Source organism: Pseudoalteromonas marina, assembly GCF_000238335.3.
GTDB classification, from domain to species: domain Bacteria; phylum Pseudomonadota; class Gammaproteobacteria; order Enterobacterales; family Alteromonadaceae; genus Pseudoalteromonas; species Pseudoalteromonas marina.
Map to the genome: position 1 here is coordinate 372,868 of NZ_AHCB03000005.1, position 20,168 is coordinate 393,035.

Sequence of the window (20,168 nt, forward strand, 5' to 3'; positions counted from 1 at the left end):
TTTAGTTGCCAATTGGAGTGCTGTCTTCGCTATCAGCAATACCATCGTTGTCAGCATCTTCATCGGCTGTTAAACCCGAAGCGGTAATATCTTCATCAGTTACATTTGCTAAGAAGAAGTTAGGAAGCCCGTCGTTATCAGTATCAACACTGGCAACACGGTTATCTCTAAAGTCATCTTTGCTTGCAATTAATTCAGCCATTGTGGTGTAAAGGTCAAGTTGGTCGGCTTCACCGTTCACATCGTTAGTGACAAGCGCTATCGCTTGCTCGTATTCGCCAAGTAAGGTATGTGCTTCGACTAAATCTTCCATGGCATCAATAATGACAGTATCGGCTTGCGCTAAAATAAGCGTTTCAATATCAGCGAGAAGTGCTGAGGTTTGTGTTTTCACACTACTGTAAGTGCTGGCAAAGTCAGTAATACTGCCGGCATTAGCCCCCATGCTAGAAAGCATGCTGTAACGCTCCCAAAAGCCAGTTGCAGACGGTCTAAGTAGTATTGTTTCATTTTTTAGTGATTCGAGTACTTCAAGTAGTTGGTCACTTGTTAACGTGCTTAAATTTTCGTTTACTTCAACTATTGCACTATTAAATGTAGTTAAGGCTAAGTCGGTAAACCCTGCGTTTACTAAATAACCTAATGTTTCTAATCGGTATTCAAAGCGGCCTTCAATGTCATCTAATACACTAATTTTACTAAGTAATTGCGTGTTTATTGCGGGGATTTCGTCAGTTAAGCCTGCGCGGTCAAGTGATACCATTACATTGCTGTGAACAACAATTGCAGAAGTGTCGGTTAAAGTTCGTAATGTGCCTGTATTTAGTTTATTTAACATGGTTAAACAGCGATTTGCGGCAGCAGCAGTATCTGCGCCGACTTCTCTACTAATGGTGACTAGTAAACCACAGCCTTTATAGCCAGCTAAGAAAGAAGTAGATGACTCTGCACTTATGTATTCGTCAGATGAAATAAACTCACCCGCATACGTTAATACGTCTTTCGCTTTTTCGGTATACCCGTACTGATATAAAATTTGCGCTGTGCCTGCGTTGTTGTCTGTTTCAACTAAACTTCTAAAAAATTCATTATAATCACCTTCCCCGGTAAAAAAGGTAAAGGCCTCAGCGGCTGCATCGTCCACTGAAGAGCCCGACATAATGCTTTTAGCTACGCTGAAGCTATACATAATTTGATTAGCACCACTGATATCAAAATCAGATGAAAGTAAGGCAAACGCAGGGTTCTCCTCAAGATCGTACAGGCCTTCTAGTAATCCGGCCAGAGTTTGTAGTGGATAAGTATAAGTACCTAAATTGGCTTCAGTGTATTCTGAAACAGCAAAGTCATAGTTGCTATCTATGCCCGTTATACCATAAAACGACAGCGCTAGATTTACGTATTCTCGAGCTAACTCAAGCGAGTTTGCACGAAATAAAATCTCTGCTGCCCATGCGGTATAAAGCGCTTTTAGTCTTTGTGTTTTTTTACCTTTAAATTCACCGCTTTTGTGAATTTGGTAACCTGTGTTACTCGAAATGTTTACCAGTGCAGCAGCGAATGTTTGTGCTGTAAGCTGATTGGTATCAGTTGGGTCAGCTGCATATACGTCTAATGCACCTTCGGCTGCATTTTTAAACGCTGTTTGAAAGTAACCATACGTTTTTGTGTACTCTTCTTCACGTACAATCTCTGCGTAGCTGTTAATGGTATTTAGTAGGGTTTCTGCTTCTTCAGTTTGCCCTACATCCATATAATCATTTAATAGACCAAGTAACCAAGACGCATCACTACTGTTTATATTTTCAAAGCCCTTTTCAGCTAAGTACTGGTTGTAAGCGGCTAAAGCGCGTGAGCGATATTGTGCACCTTGCTCTATTTCATTGATGCTATCTAACGCAACACCTACATCTCTTAGGCCACTAGCCAGTGCTGTTTGCTCGTTAATGAGTAATAAATAGTCTTCGGCTGTATCTAAAAACCCAGCACGTGCATACGCCGCTGCTTGAACTTGGTATACGGTATAACGTGAAATTTCATCGTTAATGCTTTCGTTTACAATATCGGCTTGTTTTAAGTGTGATTTACTAGAGCTGTAATAAAAATTACGTTTGTCTTCATTTGTTACATAGGAAGGGCTTAGTGTAATACTGGCCGTAATTGGTTCATCAATTACGCCATCCGTATAGCTTATTTCGAATGCTTCATTAACTGAACTTAATGTTTGCGCTTCAAAGATAAACTCGCCCGTGCTTTCGTTTATTGTAATTACACCATTTTCAGGGGAGGTTACCAGCGTAAATGTTATTTCATCTCCATCGGCATCAACTACATTAATAGTCCCCTCTGTTGTTGATGATGAGGTAACAAATACGTTTGTTGTTTGTAATACCGGCGTATCATTAACATTTTCAACCGTAAAGTTTAGCGTTACATTTGAACTAAGAGAACCATCGCTAACTGAAATTGAAGCACTATCGCTACCAAAAAAATCGACGTTCGGGGTATAGGCAAACTTACCATTTGCTTCTACCTGTATAGTCCCGTTACCTGGTGCTTTGGCAAGCGTATAGCTTAAGGCGTCATCGTCGGTGGCTGTTACTTGGCTTGAAAAAGTGGTGTCTTCGTTTACAGTAAAACTTAAATTAGGTTGAGAAAACTGTGGAGCAGTATTACTAGAGCCACCGCCACAACCTGCCAACGCAAGAGCGCATAATATTGGGGTAAATTTAATTAGCTTGTTCATTATTGTTAATATCAAAAGTTAATGATGTTGCGAATGATAATACATATCAATTAGATTTTAAGGTGCGAAGTGTTTGTCATACTAATAGTGAGTATCCATAAAGTACTTATAAGGCAGCTAAAACACAAAACCCTGCTATTAACAGGGCTTTATTGTGAGTAAAAATGAGATTAGTAAAGAGAGTGTGGTTATTAGTTTAAGTCGCTAATAATAAGCAGCGGAAAATTTTTAACTGAACGAGGTTGCCAATTATTATAGCTAATATTGCTAATTCCAAAATAGTTAAGCACCTTAGGTGAGTACGTCCAGCCACGCGCATGTTGCTTTATGGCGGCGCTGCGTAAACTGGGTTTTAACCCTGCAGTGAGCAGGTCGTGATTTACATTTAGCTTTGTGTAAAAGGCTTTTTCGCGCAAGCTTGCTTTAGCAATTACCTCATCGTAATGGGCGCGTAATGCCTGCCACTTTTGGCTTTTTTGCGGCTCTTTTAAATGCTTTACCATGGCATCAATATCGCTATCTAACCACTTAGCTGAGGCTGCATCACCATGCCAACCAATAATTGTATTGGGCTCAATTGTAGTAGGGTGCCCAGCAAGCAACACATAATTAGCACACGACGAAAAGCAAAACTGCTTTATGTTTACCGTTAGCTTATGCGCCAAAATTAATTCGGCTAAGTCCATCCCTAAATCTATGTTTCCGCCGCCGCTGGTAATCGTAAATGTATTAATTGTAGGGTCAGTTTTTAAAAGCTCAGCTGCCGTATTGTTATTTTGTTTGTTGATTTGGCCACTGTATATAATTGTTTTATCACTTAAGGTTACTTGGGCCTGCAATAACGTGGGGAGTATTAAAAAAAGGGTAAAAATTAATTTATACATATGAGTTTTAAGTGAGTATTTTTGCCAAAGGCTACGTAATTTGGCTAAAAGTGGCAAATACTAATTTGGCTAAAGTAAGTTAACCCCTTTTGACCACTCTTAACTTTGCCCTAATAAACTATCTGTAATGATTTAAATTAGGCACAGTTAAATGGTTTATTTTAAAAAGCGGCTTTACGTAGTGAACGTTAAGCCGCTTTTTATGATTATTAGTATGGCGTATTCCTTATAATACCAATCTGCAATAATACTTAATCATTTTGAGGGGCTAAACGTGTCGCTATCTGCGTTAAAAAACTCTCATTTACGACTGTATGGATGCAGAAGGTAGAGCAATGCATGAGCAATTGCCGAGAACAACTAAATAGCGAGTTTTTTGCCTAGCTATCAACACGTTTCTCCATCCTTAAAATAGATCACTTAATTAAGCATATTGTTAATTCAATGTGAATACGTATGCACTTATATTTAGACAAAAAATACACTCGCATACAGTTTATAAATCGCGGTGCTATTGCCTAACGCCGCGTTTAGATTATTTCTAAGTTAAATTTTTTTTAATACTGTAAAACTAATAGGCCTTAGTTTATTTAAAAGAATAAATAAAAAGCCATTATAAAATGGCTTTAGATAATTAATAGGTTGGTTGGGTTTAACGCAGGGTGAGTTGTTGGTTTATTTCATCAAAAATACCGGCGTCGTCTATGGTTGAAGGGATTTGTAGTTCGTCGCCATCAATAAGTTGGCGTAAATTTTTACGTAGTATTTTTCCGGAACGAGTTTTAGGTAAGCGCTCTACGCTAACTATATTTTTTAAACACGCTATGGCGCCAATTTGATTGCGCACTGAGGCAATAAGTGCTTTTTCGACTTCTTTGCTTGACCCTGTAAAGTCATTTTTAAGTACAATCATGCCCATTGGGAGCTGGCCTTTTAGTGGGTCGTTAACACCAAATACAGCGCATTCGGCAACCGCAGGATGAGCCGCTACAATTTCTTCCATTTCGCCGGTAGAAAGTCTGTGGCCTGCAACATTTATAACGTCATCAGTGCGGCCCATTATGAATAAGTAGCCGTCTTCATCTATATATCCGCCATCGCCAGAGAGGTAGTAGCCCTCGTATTCGCTTAAATAACTGGCTTTAAATCGGGCTGTGTCTTGCCAAATAGAGGGTAAGCATCCGGGTGGTAAAGGTAGTTTTATAACTACGGCCCCTTGTTCGTTAGCTGCGCATTCATTACCGTCCATGTCGAGTATACGAACATCAAACCCCGGTGTAGGTACGGTTGAACTGCCAGGTTTGGTTGTTAATGTTTCTATTCCTACTGGATTACACGCAATGGCCCAGCCTGTTTCGGTTTGCCACCAATGATCGAGTACCGGAAGCTGAGTTTTCTCTTTTAGCCAATTGTATGTGGGCGGATCGAGGCGTTCGCCTGCTAAAAATAATCGTTTTAAACTAGAGGTATTATATTTTTTAAAGCCTTCAGCAGTAGGATCTTCTTTTTTGATTGCTCTAAATGCTGTGGGGGCACTAAATAAGGCGCTTACTTTATATTCTTCCACTACTCGCCAAAAAGCAGTGGCGTCGGGAGTGCGCACAGGTTTGCCCTCATATAATACGGTTGCACATCGGTACATTAATGGTGCATACACAATATAAGAGTGCCCAACTACCCAGCCAATATCTGAGGCGGCCCAAAATACCTCGCCCGGTTCCATACCGTAAACAGTTTTCATACTGTAGTTCATAGCTACGGCGTGCCCGCCATTTTCACGTACAACCCCCTTTGGGGCGCCTGTTGTACCTGAAGTATATAAAATATAAAGTGGATCGTTGCCATTTAAAGGTGTTGGATCTGCCGCCTGTGCGGTTTGCATTGCGTGTGTCCAATCTATATCGCGTTTGTTGACCATATTGGCAGTAACTTGGTCGCGCTGATAAATAATACAGTGATCTATTTTATGATTGGCAAGCTCTATGGCGTCATCAATAAGTGGCTTGTATTCAATGATGCTATCGACCTCTACACCGCAAGAAGCGCTCAGTATGAGTTTAGGTTTTGCATCGTCTATACGAACGGCAAGTTCATGCGCTGCAAACCCACCAAATACTACGGAGTGTATAGCGCCTAAGCGAGCACAAGCTAACATACCAATAACAGCTTGTGGGATCATGGGCATGTAAATCACTACACGATCGCCTTTTTGTACACCAAGTGCTTTTATTACGCCTGCAAATTTAGCGACTTCTTGTTGTAGTTGATTGTAAGTATAAGTTTGCTTTGTATTGGTAACAGGCGAGTCGTAAATCAGCGCAGTTTGGTCACCAAAGCCTGCAATTACGTGTTGGTCGAGCGCTAGAAAGCTGGTATTTAATTGTCCATCACTAAACCAATGATAAAGGCCGTCTTTATCCTGCGTATATGCTTGGTTTGGTGTTTTGTACCAGGGGATGTTTTTACTTTGTTCTAGCCAAAACTGGGCTGGGTTTTGTTTAAAGCTCGTGTATTGCTGTTTATACAGGCCTGACATAATAGGCTCCTAAAACTAAATATGTATGAGAGACCTTACAAAAGGTAGGCTTTTTTATGTGCCTAGGCTATTCGACCTTGGTCGGCTAAAAGTTAATCACATGGTTAATATGCAGCAGCAGTGAGTTTGACAAATTAAGGCGCGCGGCTCAGCATAGCCTCATATTTGTAAGGAATTAATTGTATGAGTAACGACGTTAGAGTGGGTGTTGCCGTTATTATTATGCGACAAAACACTATCTTATTAGGTGAGCGAATTGGTGCGCATGGTGCAAATACATGGGCAACGCCGGGTGGACATTTAGAATTTGGCGAAAGCGTTGAGCTGTGTGCAATACGCGAGGTATTTGAGGAAACAGGGCTAAATGTTAGTCAAATAACTAAGCTTGATTTTACTAACGATATTTTTAGAGCAGAGAATAAACACTACATTACTTTGTACGTAAAAGCTGATTACGAAGGTGGTGAGCCTGTGCTAAACGAGCCAAATAAATGTATACAGTGGCGCTGGTGCGATATTAATAACCTACCTTCACCACTGTTTACATCACTTAAAAACTATTTAACTACAGCAACACTTACGGCTTAGTTGATGGGCTTAATATTAACTTTTTAAAGCTCACTTGGGCGTAGTCACCGTTTTGTTTGTCGAGTGCCCACTCGCCTGTGCCCAAACAGCCAGGGTACCAAATACCTTTAGACGATTTAGTACTACATTGGTTATAAGCACCGGCCTTGAAATAATGCCAATCGGCAGCATAACCATGCGGGTGATCTTTGTCGTCCACTTTGCCGTAGGCATCAACATTGTTTCCTAAGTTAATAGAGTAGTTAACATCCTCTTTGCCTTTTGCGCTAAAGGTAAGGTGCATTACATTACCATGTACGTTTACGGTATAGCTAAAATCTTCACCAAGCGCTATACCTTCAACACCCGGATCATTAGGGTTTTCCCACGTGTTTCCCCATACTGGGTATGTAATATCAGTTCGGTTAGGATCTGTTTTTGGTAAGTTACGTTCATAGTTCCAAAAAACGGAGCCCATTTTATGATCGGGCCATTTTTTGTAATAAATTTTAAGAGGCTCATTGCCCCAACCATAACCCAGTTTTGTATCTATTAGGGCTTGGTCTTTCCCCGCATGAATTTGTCCTACCACCACAGAATATGCGGCTTTTTTACTTGAGTCTGTTGCGCGTAATGCCACATGATCAACCTTCAACGTGGCTTCCATTTTTCCACCTACAGAGCCAAAGCGCTCAGAGAGTGGGTGAACAGCTAATGCAAAGTTATTTTTTGAACTCTTTGTTTTTATTTTTGTGTTAGTACCGCGGATCATTTGCCTTAACTCACTGCGGGTGTTGGTAGAGTTAGCGCTGGTTAATGCTTTATTTGGCGAGGTGAATACCATGTAACCTTGATCGTCAAGATAGAAAAAATCAGGGTGCGCGTAGGTTTGAATTTCTTCAACATCAATTGTGTCTATTTTACCGTCGTTGTTTAAATCAACAGGTACGTTTATTTTCCATTGTGATAAATCAAACTTTGATGCAGGAACAGGTGTATTGCTATCAATAGGTGTGCTTGTATTTGCGCAGCCCATAAACAGCAATGGAGTAACAGCAGCCAGTGCTGTGAGTTTAAAAGTAGATGTTAGATTTTTCATTGTTGTCTCTGTGTGATGATGTTAATGAAGGACAATATCGACCTTGATTAACGTTAATCTAACATACCAATTTAAAATATCAATATTACCAATTACTATGATTTTTATTTTTTACTTTTTACATTTGGTTATACCAATGTGGTTTTTGAGCTTTTTTTTAATGTATTTACGTTGTGCCTTTTTAATATGCTTTGTGAGCCATTTTGTCATTTTTGGCATGAGTTCTGGTGCAAAGTTATGGCCCATACCAGGCACAATTTTTAGTTTTGCCTTTTTTATTAGCATGGCCGTTTTTTTACCTTCACCCACACTAATGACTACATCATGACTACCATGAATGACCAATGTAGGTGTTTTAATTTTTCGAATTAAATGTTGCCTATCTTTACTGGCAGCCATTGCAATGAGCTGGCGTTTGTAGCCATTAGGGTTGTTTGAACGCTCAACTATTTGTGTTGCATGAAGCCGAAGGGCGGCTTCTGTTTGTGGGTAAGCTGGGCTGCCAATTAGTTGGTTTAGTTTAATGTTGTAATTAATTGCTTCATCACGGCTTGGTGTTTTTGGTTTTAATTTGGCAAGCTTAATAAATACGCCAATGCTTTTAGCGCTCAGCCTTGGCAAGCTAGAGCTTGACATAATAGCGGTTAAGCTCAGTACCTTTTTTTTATGTTGCGCTGCTATTAGCTGGGCAATCATTCCACCCATGGATGCGCCAACAAAGTGGGCTTTTTTAATTTTAAGGGCGCTCATAAGCGACAATACATCGTTTGCCATATCATCGAGCAAGTAAGGGGCTTTAGCGTGTATTGGTAAGCGTTTACTTAACCACGATTTAAATAAGCTGGGGTTTGTGTGGTGATCTAAATGAGTAGAAAGACCTGTATCACGATTATCAAAACGGATAACTCTAAAGCCATTGTTAACCAAACCATAGTATAGTGAATCTGGCCATACGGTCATCTGAGCACCCAAACCCATTATTAGAATAACTGCAGGAGAGTGTTTATTGCCTTCATCTTGATAGTTAAGCGTTATACCGTGCGGTGTTTTAATTGTTCGCATAGCCAAGTTAGGTTATCAGCTTTACTAAAATTGTAGTGCGTATTTATTACAGTTTATTGGCAGTGGTAGGAAGCGGAAGTTTCCATTTGTTTAAAATTGCTTCGTACTCACCGCTTTTCTTAATTATTACAAGTGCTTGCGATAAGGCGTTGGCTGTACTTTCTTCAAGCATTTTATTACTGGCAAAATAAAGCGTTGAAGGAAAGTCATCTAAGTGAATGCGCTTGGTGATAAGGTTTGGATCTAAGCCCGACATTTTTAACTCGTTTTCTAATGTGAGTGTATTCATTAAGGCAAAGTCGATACGTTTTTTGTAAAGCATTTGCCAAAGTTGCTGGTAGTAGCTCACCAATACTAAATTTTTGTCTTCTTTAAAGCCCATTTGCTTTAAATACTTAGCACTTGAGTACCCGCGAATAGTGCCTATTTTATAAAACTTAGTGTGGTTTAAGTGTGTGGCTTGTGCTTTATTGCTTTTTAAGCTAACTACGTAGGCATCGGTAAAATAAACACTGCCTAACCATTTAAAGTTATTTGTGCGCGTAGGAGTTTTTAATAAAGAAAGTAAAATAGTGTTTGGATTACTTTCAAGCTCGTGAAATGCGCGCGCCATGGGCATTATTTCAAATTTAGCGTTTAATGATGTGATTTTTAAAACGGCTTTGGCTATATCAACAAGCGCGCCATCAGCTTGGCCATTCTCGTTTTTAAAGTGATAAGGGTGCAAATCTTCGGCAATAAAGTTTACTGTACTCATTGCATTTACCGCAGTACAAAACATAAATACAAAGGCGCTAATTACAACACGCAGGTACATAAAAAAGTCTTTTTTAGCCAACATTGGTTGAGTTTAAATAATATTGCCTGAAATATAAACTTAAATGTTTAATAAAAGTAAATCAAAGTTAAATTACCCCTTATTTGTTTTAAAGTATTCTAGTGGACTGCACGAATACCAACGTTTAAAAGCACGATTAAAAGAGCTTTGATCTTTAAATCCGAGCAGTAATGCTAGTTGTGCTAAATTAGGTTTATTAGGCAGTTCGTTAATACGTCGCTTGCGCTCGTTTTCAAGCATGAGGGCAAACGTTGTACCGTGCAATTTTAAGTGCCGTTGCAAGGTGCGTGGTGTCATGCTGAGGGCATTTGCAGTGCGTATTAACGTACAATTTTGTAAATCGAGCTTTGCCATTAAAATTTGGCTGACATTTTCAGTTATATTTTGCTGGTTAGTAAAATGACTTAATTGCTGATCAGATACTTGCTTTAGTGCTAAATAAATAGCAGCGTTATCAGTTTTAAAGTTCAGGTTTAAATAGCTGCTCGGAAAACAAATTTCGTTGTGTTTTGCATTAGTTAAAATTGGGCAATTAAACCATGTTGCTAGCGTATTTATTTGCGCTTGAGTAAAGTGATATTGAAAGCTAACTTGTGTCGGTGATAATTCGTTATTGAGTAATTGGCGTACAACACTCACCCAAGCTGTCATATTTCTTAATACTACTTGTTCATTACATTGAGCATGGGGAAACCAGCGGATAGTTGCTTGGCTTTTGTGTTGCTCAAATTGTGCTTGACCTATATTTGCCACTAGGCGGTCGTAATTTAAAAGCGCTTGTATAGCGTTGCCTAATCCGTTACTTGACTCGACTAAATATCCCAAAACGCCATAGTCCGCCGTACGAATATGCTGACCTAGTCTAAAGCCAAATAAAGGATCTTTAAGTGTATTTTGAGCATAATTAAGCAATGCATTATAGCTTTTTAGGCTTATGCGTGGTGATAGTTGTTGTTTTGTACGATTACTAAATTCAGTAAAGTTAATTGCCTTTAGAGCATCTTCATTATTTAAATCTTGGCTTTGTAAATAATCAAGAATACTAGAAAAGTAATGATCGGCAATGGTTTGCATTTGTCGCCTAAAGCTAAAAAATGATCGCGTATGAACAAGTTTGCCACGTTAAATTTTATTATGCTAGAGGCCTTATTTTAAGTATTGGTCACTTATGGTTTCTATAAATTTAAAATGTACTTTATTCGCTCCGCCTGAAAAGGTGGCGGCTATATTGCTGGAACATGCCTATTTAGAGCGCTTTTTTAATGCTCAATTTTCACAATTAAAACCCCACAATAAAGGTGAAATGAAAGGTGGGGCAGGTGCCATAAGGCAAGTTAAAACGCCGCTTGTTGCTTTTAATGAACAAATTATACATGCCAGCAGTAATCATATTTGTTACCGCATAATAGGTGATAAGCCGGTGGAGAATCATCAAGGAGACATATATTTAACTCCCATTGAGTATGAAGGTAATACAGCTACAGCGCTTAGGTATTGTATCGCCTTTAGGCCACCATGGTGGATGCCGGATAGCTTAATAAAGTTACTTGTTAAACATGATATATCGCAAGCACTTAAAAAATTACAGCATTATTTTAAGAGGGCACAACATGACCATTGAAGTAATTTTACTTGCACTTAGTCCCATTTTTTTAGTATTTGTTAGTGTTGAATTTATTAAATACAGGCGTTTTTACGATATAAAAGACAGCATGGCGAATACGGCCTTGGCGTTATTGCACCAAGGTGCTGATGCGGTTTCTTTAATATTACTGATGCCATTATTTAATTGGTTATATGAATACCGCGTGTTCGATATAGAGCTCTCGGTATTTACCGTTTTGTTTGCCTTTATATTTCAAGACTTTTTGTATTATTGGTTTCATAGGGCGTCGCATAATATTCATTGGTTATGGGCTGCACATGTTGTGCATCATAGCTCTACAAAAATGAATTTTACAACGGCATTCAGGCAAAGCTTAATGTATCCCTTAGCAGGTATGTGGGTATTTTGGTTACCCATGATTTTAATCGGCTTTGATCCTATAACGGTACTTACAGTTGTTGCGTTAAACTTGGCATATCAGTTTTTTGTGCATACACAAATAGTTAAAAAACTTGGGTGGTTTGAAAGCGTATTCAATACACCGTCGCATCATCGTGTTCATCACGCTATAAACCGAGAATACTTAGATAAAAATTTTGCAGGCGTACTTATAATCTGGGATAAGTTGTTTGGTACATTTGTTGAAGAAGACTCTAATAAGCCATGTAAGTATGGCATTGTGGGGCAGTTAAATAGCAATAATCCAGTCATAATTACATTTCATCAATGGTGGCATTTAATTAAACAAACTTATACAGCAAAAGGGTTTAAAGCTAAGCTAAGTATTTTATTAGGTTACCCAACTAGTTCGCAGAAAAACAATGATAATGACGTGAGTTATAAAAGTTAAGAGTGGTTATCCACTCTTAACTTTGTTGTCTAAGGAAAGAAACTATTGTGCAGTAGTAATGACTGTATCAATCAAATGAACCACGCCATTGCTAGTGTATATGTCGGTCGTTGTTACGTTACTACCAGCAACTTGCAATGAAGTTGCAGGTAAGCTTACTTGCCACCAAACATTGCCTACACCTTGGCCATTTTCATCGCCAGGAGCAGTATCGCCTGAGTAGGTGTATAATGGACGACCTAGATATGCAACCTGCATAGTGCTATCTGCACGAGCAATAAGTGATAAACCCGGTATGTTTTCAATAGAGTCCGCTGTGCCCAGCACTGGTGGCCACGTTGTAGCACATGTATCTTCACATACGCTCATTGACTCACCTAAGTCGTTGTCAAAAACGTAAAGCGTTTTACCTGCAGTGCTATCAGCCATGCCTGTTACTAAGCGTGCGTTGTCTGCATCGTATGCAACACTGTCTGTTGCAGCATTGGTGGTACTAGTAAAGTCGACAATGTTTACACTTATCATGTTTTCAGCAAGCGTAGTGACCATTTTACCGTTTGTTGCAAACGCATCTGTACTACCTACTTGAGCACCTAAAACGTGCTGCGTTAATACGCCGGTTAATGCATCTGTATCAGCGAGTAGCGCGTTTAAGGTATCCGTTGGGATTTTACTAAATGCGGCGTTTGTTGGAGCAAATACGGTGAACGATTTTGTCGTATCATTAAACGTATCAACTAAGTCAGCAGCTTGTAAGGCTGTCACTAATGTTGAAAGTGCGTCTGTTTCTGTTGCAACAGTAGCAATTGTTTTGGTAGGTGTGCCTACTTCGGCTGGTGGCATAATGACCTTATTGAGTACATGAATTACACCATTATCGGCTGTTACATTTGCCGCAGTGACGGCAGAGTCGTTGATAAACAGTGCGCTGTCTACGTATGATAGGGCGGCCATATCGCCATTTGCCATTTCCACTTTATTATTTTCGCTATTTGCAATGGTGACTGCTGCGTCAGACAAAACGCTTGCATCAGCAACTACATGGTAAAGTAAAATGTCGCGAAGGGTATCAGTGTCTGCAAGTAGTGCATCAATGGTGTCTTGCCCAAGCGCTGCAAAAGCGTCATCGGTAGGAGCAAATACTGTAAATGTATTGGTAGGATCAGCAACTAAAGTGTCTAATCCTGTAGCAGCTAGTGCAGCAATCAGTGTTGTAAAGTTACCATTATCGCTGGCAACATCTGCAATTGTACCAAAGCTTTCAGGTAGTGTTACATCAGCCACAATAACTGAATCGATTACATGAATCACCCCGTTAGTTGTAGCAATGTCTTTAACCACAATATTGGCACCGCCAAACATTAGCATGTCTGTTTCGGCATTAATTGTAATTGGAAGAGAGTTGCCTAGCAGCGTTTCTGCAGATTGACCATTTAATGACATAGCAGTTACCGAATCAACCGCGCCAGTCAAAACATGTTGCTTTAAAATGTCGCCAAGTACATCTGGGTTTGCTAAAAGCGTATTGATCATTTTGCTACCAACGGCTTCAAAGGCCGCGTCGGTGGGTGCAAAAACAGTGAACTGTGCTGATTCGTCGCTTAATGCTGCTGTTAAACCCGCAGCGTCTAATGCAGCAAGTAACGTGGTGAATCCACCCGCCTGTTGTGCTGTTTCGACGATATTGGTAGTTGGCGCTGCCTCAGCAGTGGCGATAGGTATAAGCACTGCATCAATTACATGGATGATGCCGTTGTCAGTTGCAATGTCAGTCATGGTTACTGTGCTTGTGTTTATTAACAAGCTATCGCCATTTAACGATAAAGCGACTTTGCCGCCGTTTACAGTGTCAACCGTTGTACCAGCAAGACCAATTGCTGCTTCAGCGTTAACACTACCTGAAACTACGTGATAAGTAAGTATTGAACTAAGTGTATCTGTATCTGCTAGCAATCCGTTTATTGTGTCTTCGCCAAGTAGCGCAAAGGCATCATCGGTAGGAGCGAAAACAGTAAATTCTTGACTTGTGTCGGCAAGAGTATCGTCTAAACCTGTTGCCTCTAATGCTGCAACTAAAGTGGTAAAGTTACCCGCGTCTCTTGCTACATCAACAATGGTTGAAGATGATTCGGGCTCAACTTGTACAGTGGTGTTATCGTCATCATCGTCATTACACCCTTGTGCTAGCAACAAGGGAAATGTAATGAGGCATACCTTCAGTAATTTGTTCATGACCTGATCCTTCTGTGTGAGATGTAATTAACAATCTCGTAACGTTACGGGCGTTTTTTTACAATGGATCAGGTTTTTTGGGTGTTTTTTGAACGTTTGCATCTGTGGAGTTTGTTAGGGATTAAACGATTTATCGCTTTTTACTACGTGGCGCCCCAAATAAAATAAATATATGACAAGCACATACAGATAAAAAAGCACTAATACCCAGTGCTCCGCCATAATTATTAATTTTAGGAACTAAATATTCAAATAAGATCGCAAAAATCATTGCTGCACTGGTTATTGTATACACACCAAAACGCTTTGGCGCACTCATACCAATAAACGTACCACCAAAAAAAATGGCACTATAAAGCTCGGGTTGTAAGTTAAAAGAATAAAAAAAATAGTAAGCAAATATAGATAAGCTGGAAGAGGCGCTAACAGGGCTAAAAGGCTTATGTTTAGCAAGTAAAAATGTAAGTAAAGCGCCGCAAAATGCAATGGCAGGGTATTCTATTGTCATAAAAAAAAACCTTTAGCTAGAGCAAATACAGTAACGCTTACAAATGCAATACTTCCTAATTTCCCCCCAAAGCCAGAAAATAAATTTAAAGTAAGTACATACAAACATGCGCCTATGAGTGAAATAAACCCCAGTTCCCAGTAGCTGCTAATTAAACTCGACGAGCACATGCCAGCAAAACTCCCTGCATAGATAGCAGCGCTCGGGTGTTTTTTAAATAACTGAGAAAAAGGAATAAATGAGCCCGCAAGCCCTACTGAAGATGCAGCAATAACTGCAGGTATATTAAATACAGAGTGCAATACAAAGCACAGTAAGCAGCCAATAAAAAAAGCGATGAATTTTACGAGGAAGAATTTAAGCATAGGGCGCTTAGTTTAAAGTAACTCGGGAATGTTTAAAAGCAGTGCTTATTATTGCGAGTCAATAGTTAAAAAGATCAAATAAAGCTACCGTAAGGTTTAAATATGCTCAAAAAAAGTGTTTTGTGTAATGTAAATTACAATTTATGTATAATATAGAAAACTTATTAAAGATTAAGAAATAACCAAAGGTAATTTATGTCTAATTGTTTGCATTTGGCAATTCCGGCCGGCGACTTAGAAGTAGCTAAAACATTTTATTGTGACGTACTCGGTTGTAAAACCGGTAATAGTGAAGAGGGTCGTTGGGTCGACATCGACTTTTGGGGTAACGAACTTACATTACACCAAAGCGTTGAACGATTACCTACTGTTCGCCATGATGTAGATATGGGGGCAGTTGCGGTTCCTCATTTTGGCATTCACTTATCTGAAGATGAATTTAACAATTTAAAAAAACGTATAGAAGATGCTGGCTTAGAATACCTAGATAAGCCATATCGTCGATTCATTGGTGACGAATTTGAGCAAGAAACATTTTTTATCGAAGATACTAATGGCAACGTGCTCGAAATGAAGACCATGGTTAACCCCGAGGTTTTATTTAAAAAGGTATAACTTTTATAAAAGCCACTTTTTAGTGGTTTTTTTATGTGTAAAATTTGACGATTTTATAAATCGACTAACGTAAGCGGTGTTGCTTTTCTTTTTAGCTTTTCATGGTACATAGCAGTATCGCCAGCTTTTAAAAGTTCATCAATATTTCTAGGTGGGTCACTAAATACAGCACTACCAACACTCGCTTTTATGGCTAATTGTTCAGTATTATGATCAATAAAGAGTTTGGCTAATTCAGTTTTTAAAAAGTGAACTTTTGGGCTTACCTGAGCCTTAGTATAAAAGTGCGCTAGCACTACAAATTCATCACCTCCTAAACGCCCTATGGCATCGTTACTGCGCACAATAGCTTTTAAGTGGTGAGCAACTTTACACAGTGCTTGGTCTCCAACGGCGTGGCCGTGAGTGTCATTTATTTGTTTAAAGTCATCTAAATCTATATAAATTAAACAGAGCACACCGCCACTTTTTATATGATGCTCTATTAAATCTGCCGATTTTTTGCACCACCCTCTGCGGTTTAAAATACCGCAAAGGTGATCATAATCGGCTTCGGTTTCGGCGCGTTTTTTTGCAATCCTCATCCGACTAATACGCCTTGAAACCGCTACGGCGAGTAAAAATGACTCTACAGCAAAAGCTATAATTAACCCGTAGCGACGCATAAATGGACTTTCGTCTATTAATAATATTCTAAAAATCATACTGACAAATACAAAGCTTAGAGCAATAAACACCAGTGTTGCTTCACGAATGCCTTTGCGTGCTTGCAAAGCGGAAAGCACAAAGACACACCCTACAATACAAAGCGTTACATAGCCTGTAGCTTTACTTAAAAGAGCCCATACTTGAGGGGTTTTAAAGAGTATTTGTAAAACGCTAAATAACATGACAACTGCAGCTAAACACTTTAAGGCAGTATCTACTTTTGGCCAACTTGTTTTGATTTGTAAAAGAGCGCAAATAAACCATGTCGCGCTTAGAACACATAGGCCAATAAATAAAAGGTATATGTTAAATAAACTGCTACTGTGCTGCGAGGTTAAAAATAAATACAGCTGCCCTTCTTGCATAAGAATAAAGCCACCAATACAAAAAATGTATAAGCTGTAGAGCTTAAAGGTATCGTCGTTAAGGCGGCTCCCCATAATTAATACATACAATATAAGCGTGATACACAAGCCGTAAAACAGCCCTAATATTAGGTTTTGTTGTTGGCTTTTTTGTATAAATACAGGCATTGGTTGCCACTTAAATACCGGGCGAAACTCGACTGGAGAATACAAAGTTAATAGGGCGGTTGTTGCACCTGAGTCGATAAAATAAGCTGGTTTGTTGTATCTAATTGGGTTGTGTATTTCATCGTTTTGACGCCACTCAAAGCGCTCAAGGGTAGAGCGGTTAAAGCTAAGAACACCAGCTTGCTGTAACTGGCAATTTACAGAGTATTGAACTCTGCCAGATTGAATTTTTAGTCTTAAAGGCGTTTGTTTATTTAATGTGTTTACTGAAGTGATTTGTGGACTAATTTGGTTAATTTCACAATGTTGATTTGCAAATGCAGACTTATTAAATAAAAGATTAGAAAAAACAAAAATAACACCTAACAGCAAATACCTTTTTAGTTGCGTTTTAAGAGTGTTAGGTAGGAAAAGTGCATTAAACTTTTTGTAAGCCATAGGCGCAAGATAAAAATACTACATAATTTTATATTAGCAGAGCCCATTCATTTAGCTATTTAATTGAGGTACGACCTCGCTTGGCGTTTTATTAAAGTGGCGTTTAAACTCGCGGCTAAACTGCGAAGGGCTGGTGTAACCTACCTTTAATGCGGCCTCATTTGCTTTACTACCGTTATTTGTAATGAGTTCTTTTGCTTTTGCTAAGCGTACCTTTTTTAAGTATTGCAACGGCGATTCAAAGGTCACTTGTTTAAAGGCACGATGAAACGACGACACACTCATATTTACCTCTTCAGCCAAGCCTTCAACCGTAATTTGATCTGCATAGCTTTTATGCATAGTGGAAAGCGTTCGTGCTATTCGGGCGTAGTGCCCATCGTGCATAGCAAGGCCAATTAAGGTATGACCCTGAGGGCCACAAAGTACACGGTATACCAGCTCTTTTATTATGTCTTGCCCAAAAATTTCGGCCTCTAAAGGGTTATTAAGTGCGCTTAATAAACGGTGAGTTACTTGCTCCATAGCACCATCTATTTTTGCTGATTGTACACCGCTCATTTGCCCAGAAGTAAACGGGGTATATTCGCCCATTTGGTTTACTAACTTATGCAATGTTACTGGGTTTATATCAATTACTACGCCCATTACCGGTAGGCCATTATCAGTAAAGGCTTCGCACTCAAGGGGGACGGGGACACCCAAAACAAGGTAGTCGCCTGCACCATATTTTATTTGATGATCAGGAAAATGAATAATTTTATGCCCTTGACCAACTAAAATAATACCAGAGTTATAAATGAGTGGCTGACGAGGTGAGCTTTTACTCGCACGATGAAAATAAACACCGGGAATAATCGTTTTCGTTACGCCTTCAAAGTTGAGCAAATCATTTTGTTCGGCGTATTGCTGCAACATGCTGGCTATAGTGGGCATTAAAAAACCTTGTGTCGTACAAATTTTGCGTAAAATAACAATGTTGGCAGTATTAGGCAAGCTTTAGGCATTTATTAGGCTTTTTTAATGTTTGTTTTGCCACTAATATGCACTCATTGAAATTTAGTTTAGTGAGTAACTAAGTACTCTATTTAGGGCGTGTTGATCTTTGATGGTTGAATTTGCAACAGTGTGTTTGGTTTTTAGGCAAGGCAGAGCCTATGAAGTGTGGTTACTCCCCATAAATAGGCGATAACGCAGCATAAATGCCAAACATGCGCTGCCCTTCGGGTTCTGCCTAGGGGCGATAAATTCTTTGTTACTCGGTTTTTACTTAGCCCACTAGGTTACAAACCTCGTGCCGCGATTTAATCGCCCCTAGATTGAACAAATTTCAATCCGCAAAGATCAACACGCCCTAGTATTTAACCGTCACATAGGAGCAAAATAATGAAATTTAGCTACGTAAATCCAACACTTATTCAGTTCGGCCAACAGCAAATTGCATCACTAACTGATTTGATCGCAAAAGATCAAAAAGTATTAGTCGTTTACGGCGGTGGTTCTATCAAAAAGAATGGCGTGTACGACCAAGTTGTTGCCGCACTTGAAGGTTTTGATTGGGTCGAGTTTTCGGGCGTTGGTGCAAATCCAACTGTTGAGGTACTAGATCAAGCCGTAAACATTTGTAAAGAACAAGATATCGACTTTGTATTAGGTGTAGGCGGAGGCTCTGTAATTGATGGCGTTAAATATGTTGCAGCGGCTGCATTATACGACGGTGAAGGCTGGGATATATTAACGGGTAAATACAAAATCACAAAAGCTTTACCTCTGGGGGCTGTGCTTACGTTACCTGCAACGGGCTCTGAATCAAATCAGAACTCAGTTGTTAGTAAAGAAGCAACACAACAAAAACTACCGTTTGCATCACCTGAAGTACTGCCTAAATTTGCGATTATGGACCCAGATGTAATGAAAACATTACCGCAGCGCCAACTTGTAAACGGGTTAGTTGATGCGTGGGTACATACCTGTGAACAATACTTAACTTTCCCACAAAATGCGTTAGTACAAGAAGGTTATGCAGAGGCACTTTTAAGAACGCTTAAAACGCTGGGCGATAACTTTGAAAACCAAGACGATGCATGGCGTGCAAACTTAATGTGGGCTGCAAACCAAGCACTTAATGGTTTAATTGGTTCAGGCGTTTCACAAGATTGGGCAACACACATGATTGGGCACGAGCTTACAGCCGCTTACGGTGTTGACCATGCACGTTCACTTGCTATTGTTCAGCCTTCTTTGCTACGTAACCAGTTTGACGTTAAGAAAGCGAAGCTAGAGCAAATGGGTAAAAACGTATTTGGCTTAGCGCAATCTGATGATTTAGCAGAGCAAACAATTCAAGCAATTGAGGCGTTTTACCACAGCTTAGATGTAGCCACTGTGCTTACTGAACATGGCGATGACAAAGCCGCCGCTATTGACAATATTATTGGTAAACTTGAAGCGCATGGCATGCTAGCACTTGGTGAAAACCAAGCAATTACGCTAAAAGAAAGCCGCGAAATTTTAGAGCAAGCAGTTGCTTAAGCACTTATAAGTATTATAAAACTAAAAGCCGCTAACTTTTATGTTAGCG

Annotated in this window: 17 protein-coding genes; 5 read left to right on the forward strand and 12 right to left on the reverse strand. The window is 39.5% G+C overall.

Annotated features, from left to right (window positions below; all coding sequences use genetic code 11):
• Position 1: 1 nt before the first annotated feature.
• The 3 genes from PMAN_RS01790 to PMAN_RS01800 all read right to left on the reverse strand — a co-directional run bounded on the left by PMAN_RS01790 (position 2) and on the right by PMAN_RS01800 (position 6,166).
• A complete protein-coding gene (locus tag PMAN_RS01790) occupies positions 2 to 2,746 on the reverse strand; it encodes a cadherin-like domain-containing protein (protein ID WP_010555736.1) in 2,745 nt (914 codons plus the stop codon).
• A gap of 191 nt (positions 2,747 to 2,937) precedes the next feature.
• Entirely contained in the window at positions 2,938 to 3,630 is a 693-nt protein-coding gene (locus PMAN_RS01795) for a hypothetical protein (protein WP_242032450.1), read from the reverse strand.
• A gap of 652 nt (positions 3,631 to 4,282) precedes the next feature.
• On the reverse strand, positions 4,283 to 6,166 hold the full coding sequence (locus tag PMAN_RS01800) for a propionyl-CoA synthetase (RefSeq protein ID WP_010555738.1): 1,884 nt from the start codon (positions 6,164 to 6,166) through the stop codon (positions 4,283 to 4,285).
• 183 nt (positions 6,167 to 6,349) lie between these two features.
• Between PMAN_RS01800 and PMAN_RS01805 the strand changes: the two genes are divergently transcribed.
• Positions 6,350 to 6,754, forward strand: coding sequence for a nucleotide triphosphate diphosphatase NUDT15 (locus tag PMAN_RS01805; RefSeq protein WP_010555739.1), 405 nt, complete (start codon positions 6,350 to 6,352; stop codon positions 6,752 to 6,754).
• Here the strand turns inward: PMAN_RS01805 and PMAN_RS01810 are convergent.
• The 4 genes from PMAN_RS01810 to PMAN_RS01825 all read right to left on the reverse strand — a co-directional run bounded on the left by PMAN_RS01810 (position 6,744) and on the right by PMAN_RS01825 (position 10,806).
• Positions 6,744 to 7,832 carry a polysaccharide lyase family 7 protein gene (locus PMAN_RS01810; protein ID WP_010555740.1) on the reverse strand — a complete coding sequence of 363 codons (1,089 nt, stop codon included), beginning with the start codon at positions 7,830 to 7,832 and terminating at the stop codon, positions 6,744 to 6,746. The genes PMAN_RS01805 and PMAN_RS01810 overlap by 11 nt on opposite strands.
• A gap of 111 nt (positions 7,833 to 7,943) precedes the next feature.
• Positions 7,944 to 8,894 carry an alpha/beta fold hydrolase gene (locus PMAN_RS01815; protein ID WP_010555741.1) on the reverse strand — a complete coding sequence of 317 codons (951 nt, stop codon included), beginning with the start codon at positions 8,892 to 8,894 and terminating at the stop codon, positions 7,944 to 7,946.
• Between the two features lie 46 nt (positions 8,895 to 8,940).
• Positions 8,941 to 9,711: a substrate-binding periplasmic protein gene (locus PMAN_RS01820; RefSeq protein WP_033034961.1), complete on the reverse strand. Its 771-nt coding sequence runs from the start codon at positions 9,709 to 9,711 to the stop codon at positions 8,941 to 8,943.
• A gap of 93 nt (positions 9,712 to 9,804) precedes the next feature.
• Positions 9,805 to 10,806 carry an AraC family transcriptional regulator gene (locus tag PMAN_RS01825; RefSeq protein WP_010555743.1) on the reverse strand — a complete coding sequence of 334 codons (1,002 nt, stop codon included), beginning with the start codon at positions 10,804 to 10,806 and terminating at the stop codon, positions 9,805 to 9,807.
• A gap of 94 nt (positions 10,807 to 10,900) precedes the next feature.
• On the opposite strand from PMAN_RS01825, the gene PMAN_RS01830 reads away from it, so the two are divergent.
• On the forward strand, positions 10,901 to 11,353 hold the full coding sequence (locus PMAN_RS01830) for an SRPBCC family protein (protein WP_010555744.1): 453 nt from the start codon (positions 10,901 to 10,903) through the stop codon (positions 11,351 to 11,353).
• Entirely contained in the window at positions 11,343 to 12,188 is an 846-nt protein-coding gene (locus tag PMAN_RS01835) for a sterol desaturase family protein (RefSeq protein WP_010555745.1), read from the forward strand. Before PMAN_RS01830 ends, PMAN_RS01835 begins: the two co-directional genes overlap by 11 nt.
• Before the next feature lie 42 nt (positions 12,189 to 12,230).
• Here the strand turns inward: PMAN_RS01835 and PMAN_RS01840 are convergent, their stop codons facing one another.
• The 3 genes from PMAN_RS01840 to PMAN_RS01850 all read right to left on the reverse strand — a co-directional run bounded on the left by PMAN_RS01840 (position 12,231) and on the right by PMAN_RS01850 (position 15,293).
• A complete protein-coding gene (locus PMAN_RS01840; protein WP_010555746.1) occupies positions 12,231 to 14,420 on the reverse strand; it encodes a fasciclin domain-containing protein in 2,190 nt (729 codons plus the stop codon).
• 130 nt (positions 14,421 to 14,550) lie between these two features.
• A complete protein-coding gene (locus tag PMAN_RS01845) occupies positions 14,551 to 14,928 on the reverse strand; it encodes a hypothetical protein (protein ID WP_010555747.1) in 378 nt (125 codons plus the stop codon).
• Positions 14,925 to 15,293 (reverse strand): hypothetical protein, encoded by a 369-nt coding sequence (locus PMAN_RS01850; protein ID WP_010555748.1) that lies wholly within the window; start codon positions 15,291 to 15,293, stop codon positions 14,925 to 14,927. The genes PMAN_RS01845 and PMAN_RS01850 overlap by 4 nt, the downstream gene beginning before the upstream one ends.
• A gap of 195 nt (positions 15,294 to 15,488) precedes the next feature.
• Between PMAN_RS01850 and PMAN_RS01855 the strand changes: the two genes are divergently transcribed.
• The gene (locus PMAN_RS01855) at positions 15,489 to 15,908 is read left to right on the forward strand and encodes a VOC family protein (protein ID WP_006791832.1); all 420 of its coding nucleotides are present in this window, start codon (positions 15,489 to 15,491) and stop codon (positions 15,906 to 15,908) included.
• Positions 15,909 to 15,961: 53 nt separating this feature from the next.
• On the opposite strand, the gene PMAN_RS01860 is transcribed toward PMAN_RS01855, so the two are convergent.
• Together PMAN_RS01860 and PMAN_RS01865 are read right to left on the reverse strand one after the other, a co-directional pair.
• Entirely contained in the window at positions 15,962 to 17,587 is a 1,626-nt protein-coding gene (locus PMAN_RS01860) for a sensor domain-containing diguanylate cyclase (protein ID WP_010555749.1), read from the reverse strand.
• 51 nt (positions 17,588 to 17,638) lie between these two features.
• Positions 17,639 to 18,523, reverse strand: coding sequence for an AraC family transcriptional regulator (locus tag PMAN_RS01865; protein WP_008128897.1), 885 nt, complete (start codon positions 18,521 to 18,523; stop codon positions 17,639 to 17,641).
• Between the two features lie 450 nt (positions 18,524 to 18,973).
• Here PMAN_RS01865 and PMAN_RS01870 point away from each other — a divergent pair, with 450 nt between their 5' ends.
• Positions 18,974 to 20,119 carry an iron-containing alcohol dehydrogenase gene (locus tag PMAN_RS01870; protein ID WP_008128900.1) on the forward strand — a complete coding sequence of 382 codons (1,146 nt, stop codon included), beginning with the start codon at positions 18,974 to 18,976 and terminating at the stop codon, positions 20,117 to 20,119.
• Positions 20,120 to 20,168: the final 49 nt, after the last annotated feature.

Excerpts from the sequence above, each read along its gene's own strand:
- PMAN_RS01855 (WP_006791832.1), top strand. The coding sequence starts at position 15,489 with ATGTCTAATTGTTTGCATTTGGCAATTCCGGCCGGCGACTTAGAAGTA.
- PMAN_RS01835 (WP_010555745.1), top strand. The coding sequence starts at position 11,343 with ATGACCATTGAAGTAATTTTACTTGCACTTAGTCCCATTTTTTTAGTA.
- PMAN_RS01840 (WP_010555746.1), bottom strand. The coding sequence starts at position 14,420 with ATGAACAAATTACTGAAGGTATGCCTCATTACATTTCCCTTGTTGCTA.
- PMAN_RS01810 (WP_010555740.1), bottom strand. The coding sequence starts at position 7,832 with ATGAAAAATCTAACATCTACTTTTAAACTCACAGCACTGGCTGCTGTT.
- PMAN_RS01805 (WP_010555739.1), top strand. The coding sequence starts at position 6,350 with ATGAGTAACGACGTTAGAGTGGGTGTTGCCGTTATTATTATGCGACAA.
- PMAN_RS01820 (WP_033034961.1), bottom strand. The coding sequence starts at position 9,711 with ATGTACCTGCGTGTTGTAATTAGCGCCTTTGTATTTATGTTTTGTACT.
- PMAN_RS01830 (WP_010555744.1), top strand. The coding sequence starts at position 10,901 with ATGGTTTCTATAAATTTAAAATGTACTTTATTCGCTCCGCCTGAAAAG.
- PMAN_RS01815 (WP_010555741.1), bottom strand. The coding sequence starts at position 8,894 with ATGCGAACAATTAAAACACCGCACGGTATAACGCTTAACTATCAAGAT.
- PMAN_RS01860 (WP_010555749.1), bottom strand. The coding sequence starts at position 17,587 with ATGGCTTACAAAAAGTTTAATGCACTTTTCCTACCTAACACTCTTAAA.
- PMAN_RS01870 (WP_008128900.1), top strand. The coding sequence starts at position 18,974 with ATGAAATTTAGCTACGTAAATCCAACACTTATTCAGTTCGGCCAACAG.
- PMAN_RS01850 (WP_010555748.1), bottom strand. The coding sequence starts at position 15,293 with ATGCTTAAATTCTTCCTCGTAAAATTCATCGCTTTTTTTATTGGCTGC.
- PMAN_RS01800 (WP_010555738.1), bottom strand. The coding sequence starts at position 6,166 with ATGTCAGGCCTGTATAAACAGCAATACACGAGCTTTAAACAAAACCCA.
- PMAN_RS01865 (WP_008128897.1), bottom strand. The coding sequence starts at position 18,523 with ATGCCCACTATAGCCAGCATGTTGCAGCAATACGCCGAACAAAATGAT.
- PMAN_RS01825 (WP_010555743.1), bottom strand. The coding sequence starts at position 10,806 with ATGCAAACCATTGCCGATCATTACTTTTCTAGTATTCTTGATTATTTA.
- PMAN_RS01845 (WP_010555747.1), bottom strand. The coding sequence starts at position 14,928 with ATGACAATAGAATACCCTGCCATTGCATTTTGCGGCGCTTTACTTACA.
- PMAN_RS01795 (WP_242032450.1), bottom strand. The coding sequence starts at position 3,630 with ATGTATAAATTAATTTTTACCCTTTTTTTAATACTCCCCACGTTATTG.
- PMAN_RS01790 (WP_010555736.1), bottom strand. The coding sequence starts at position 2,746 with ATGAACAAGCTAATTAAATTTACCCCAATATTATGCGCTCTTGCGTTG.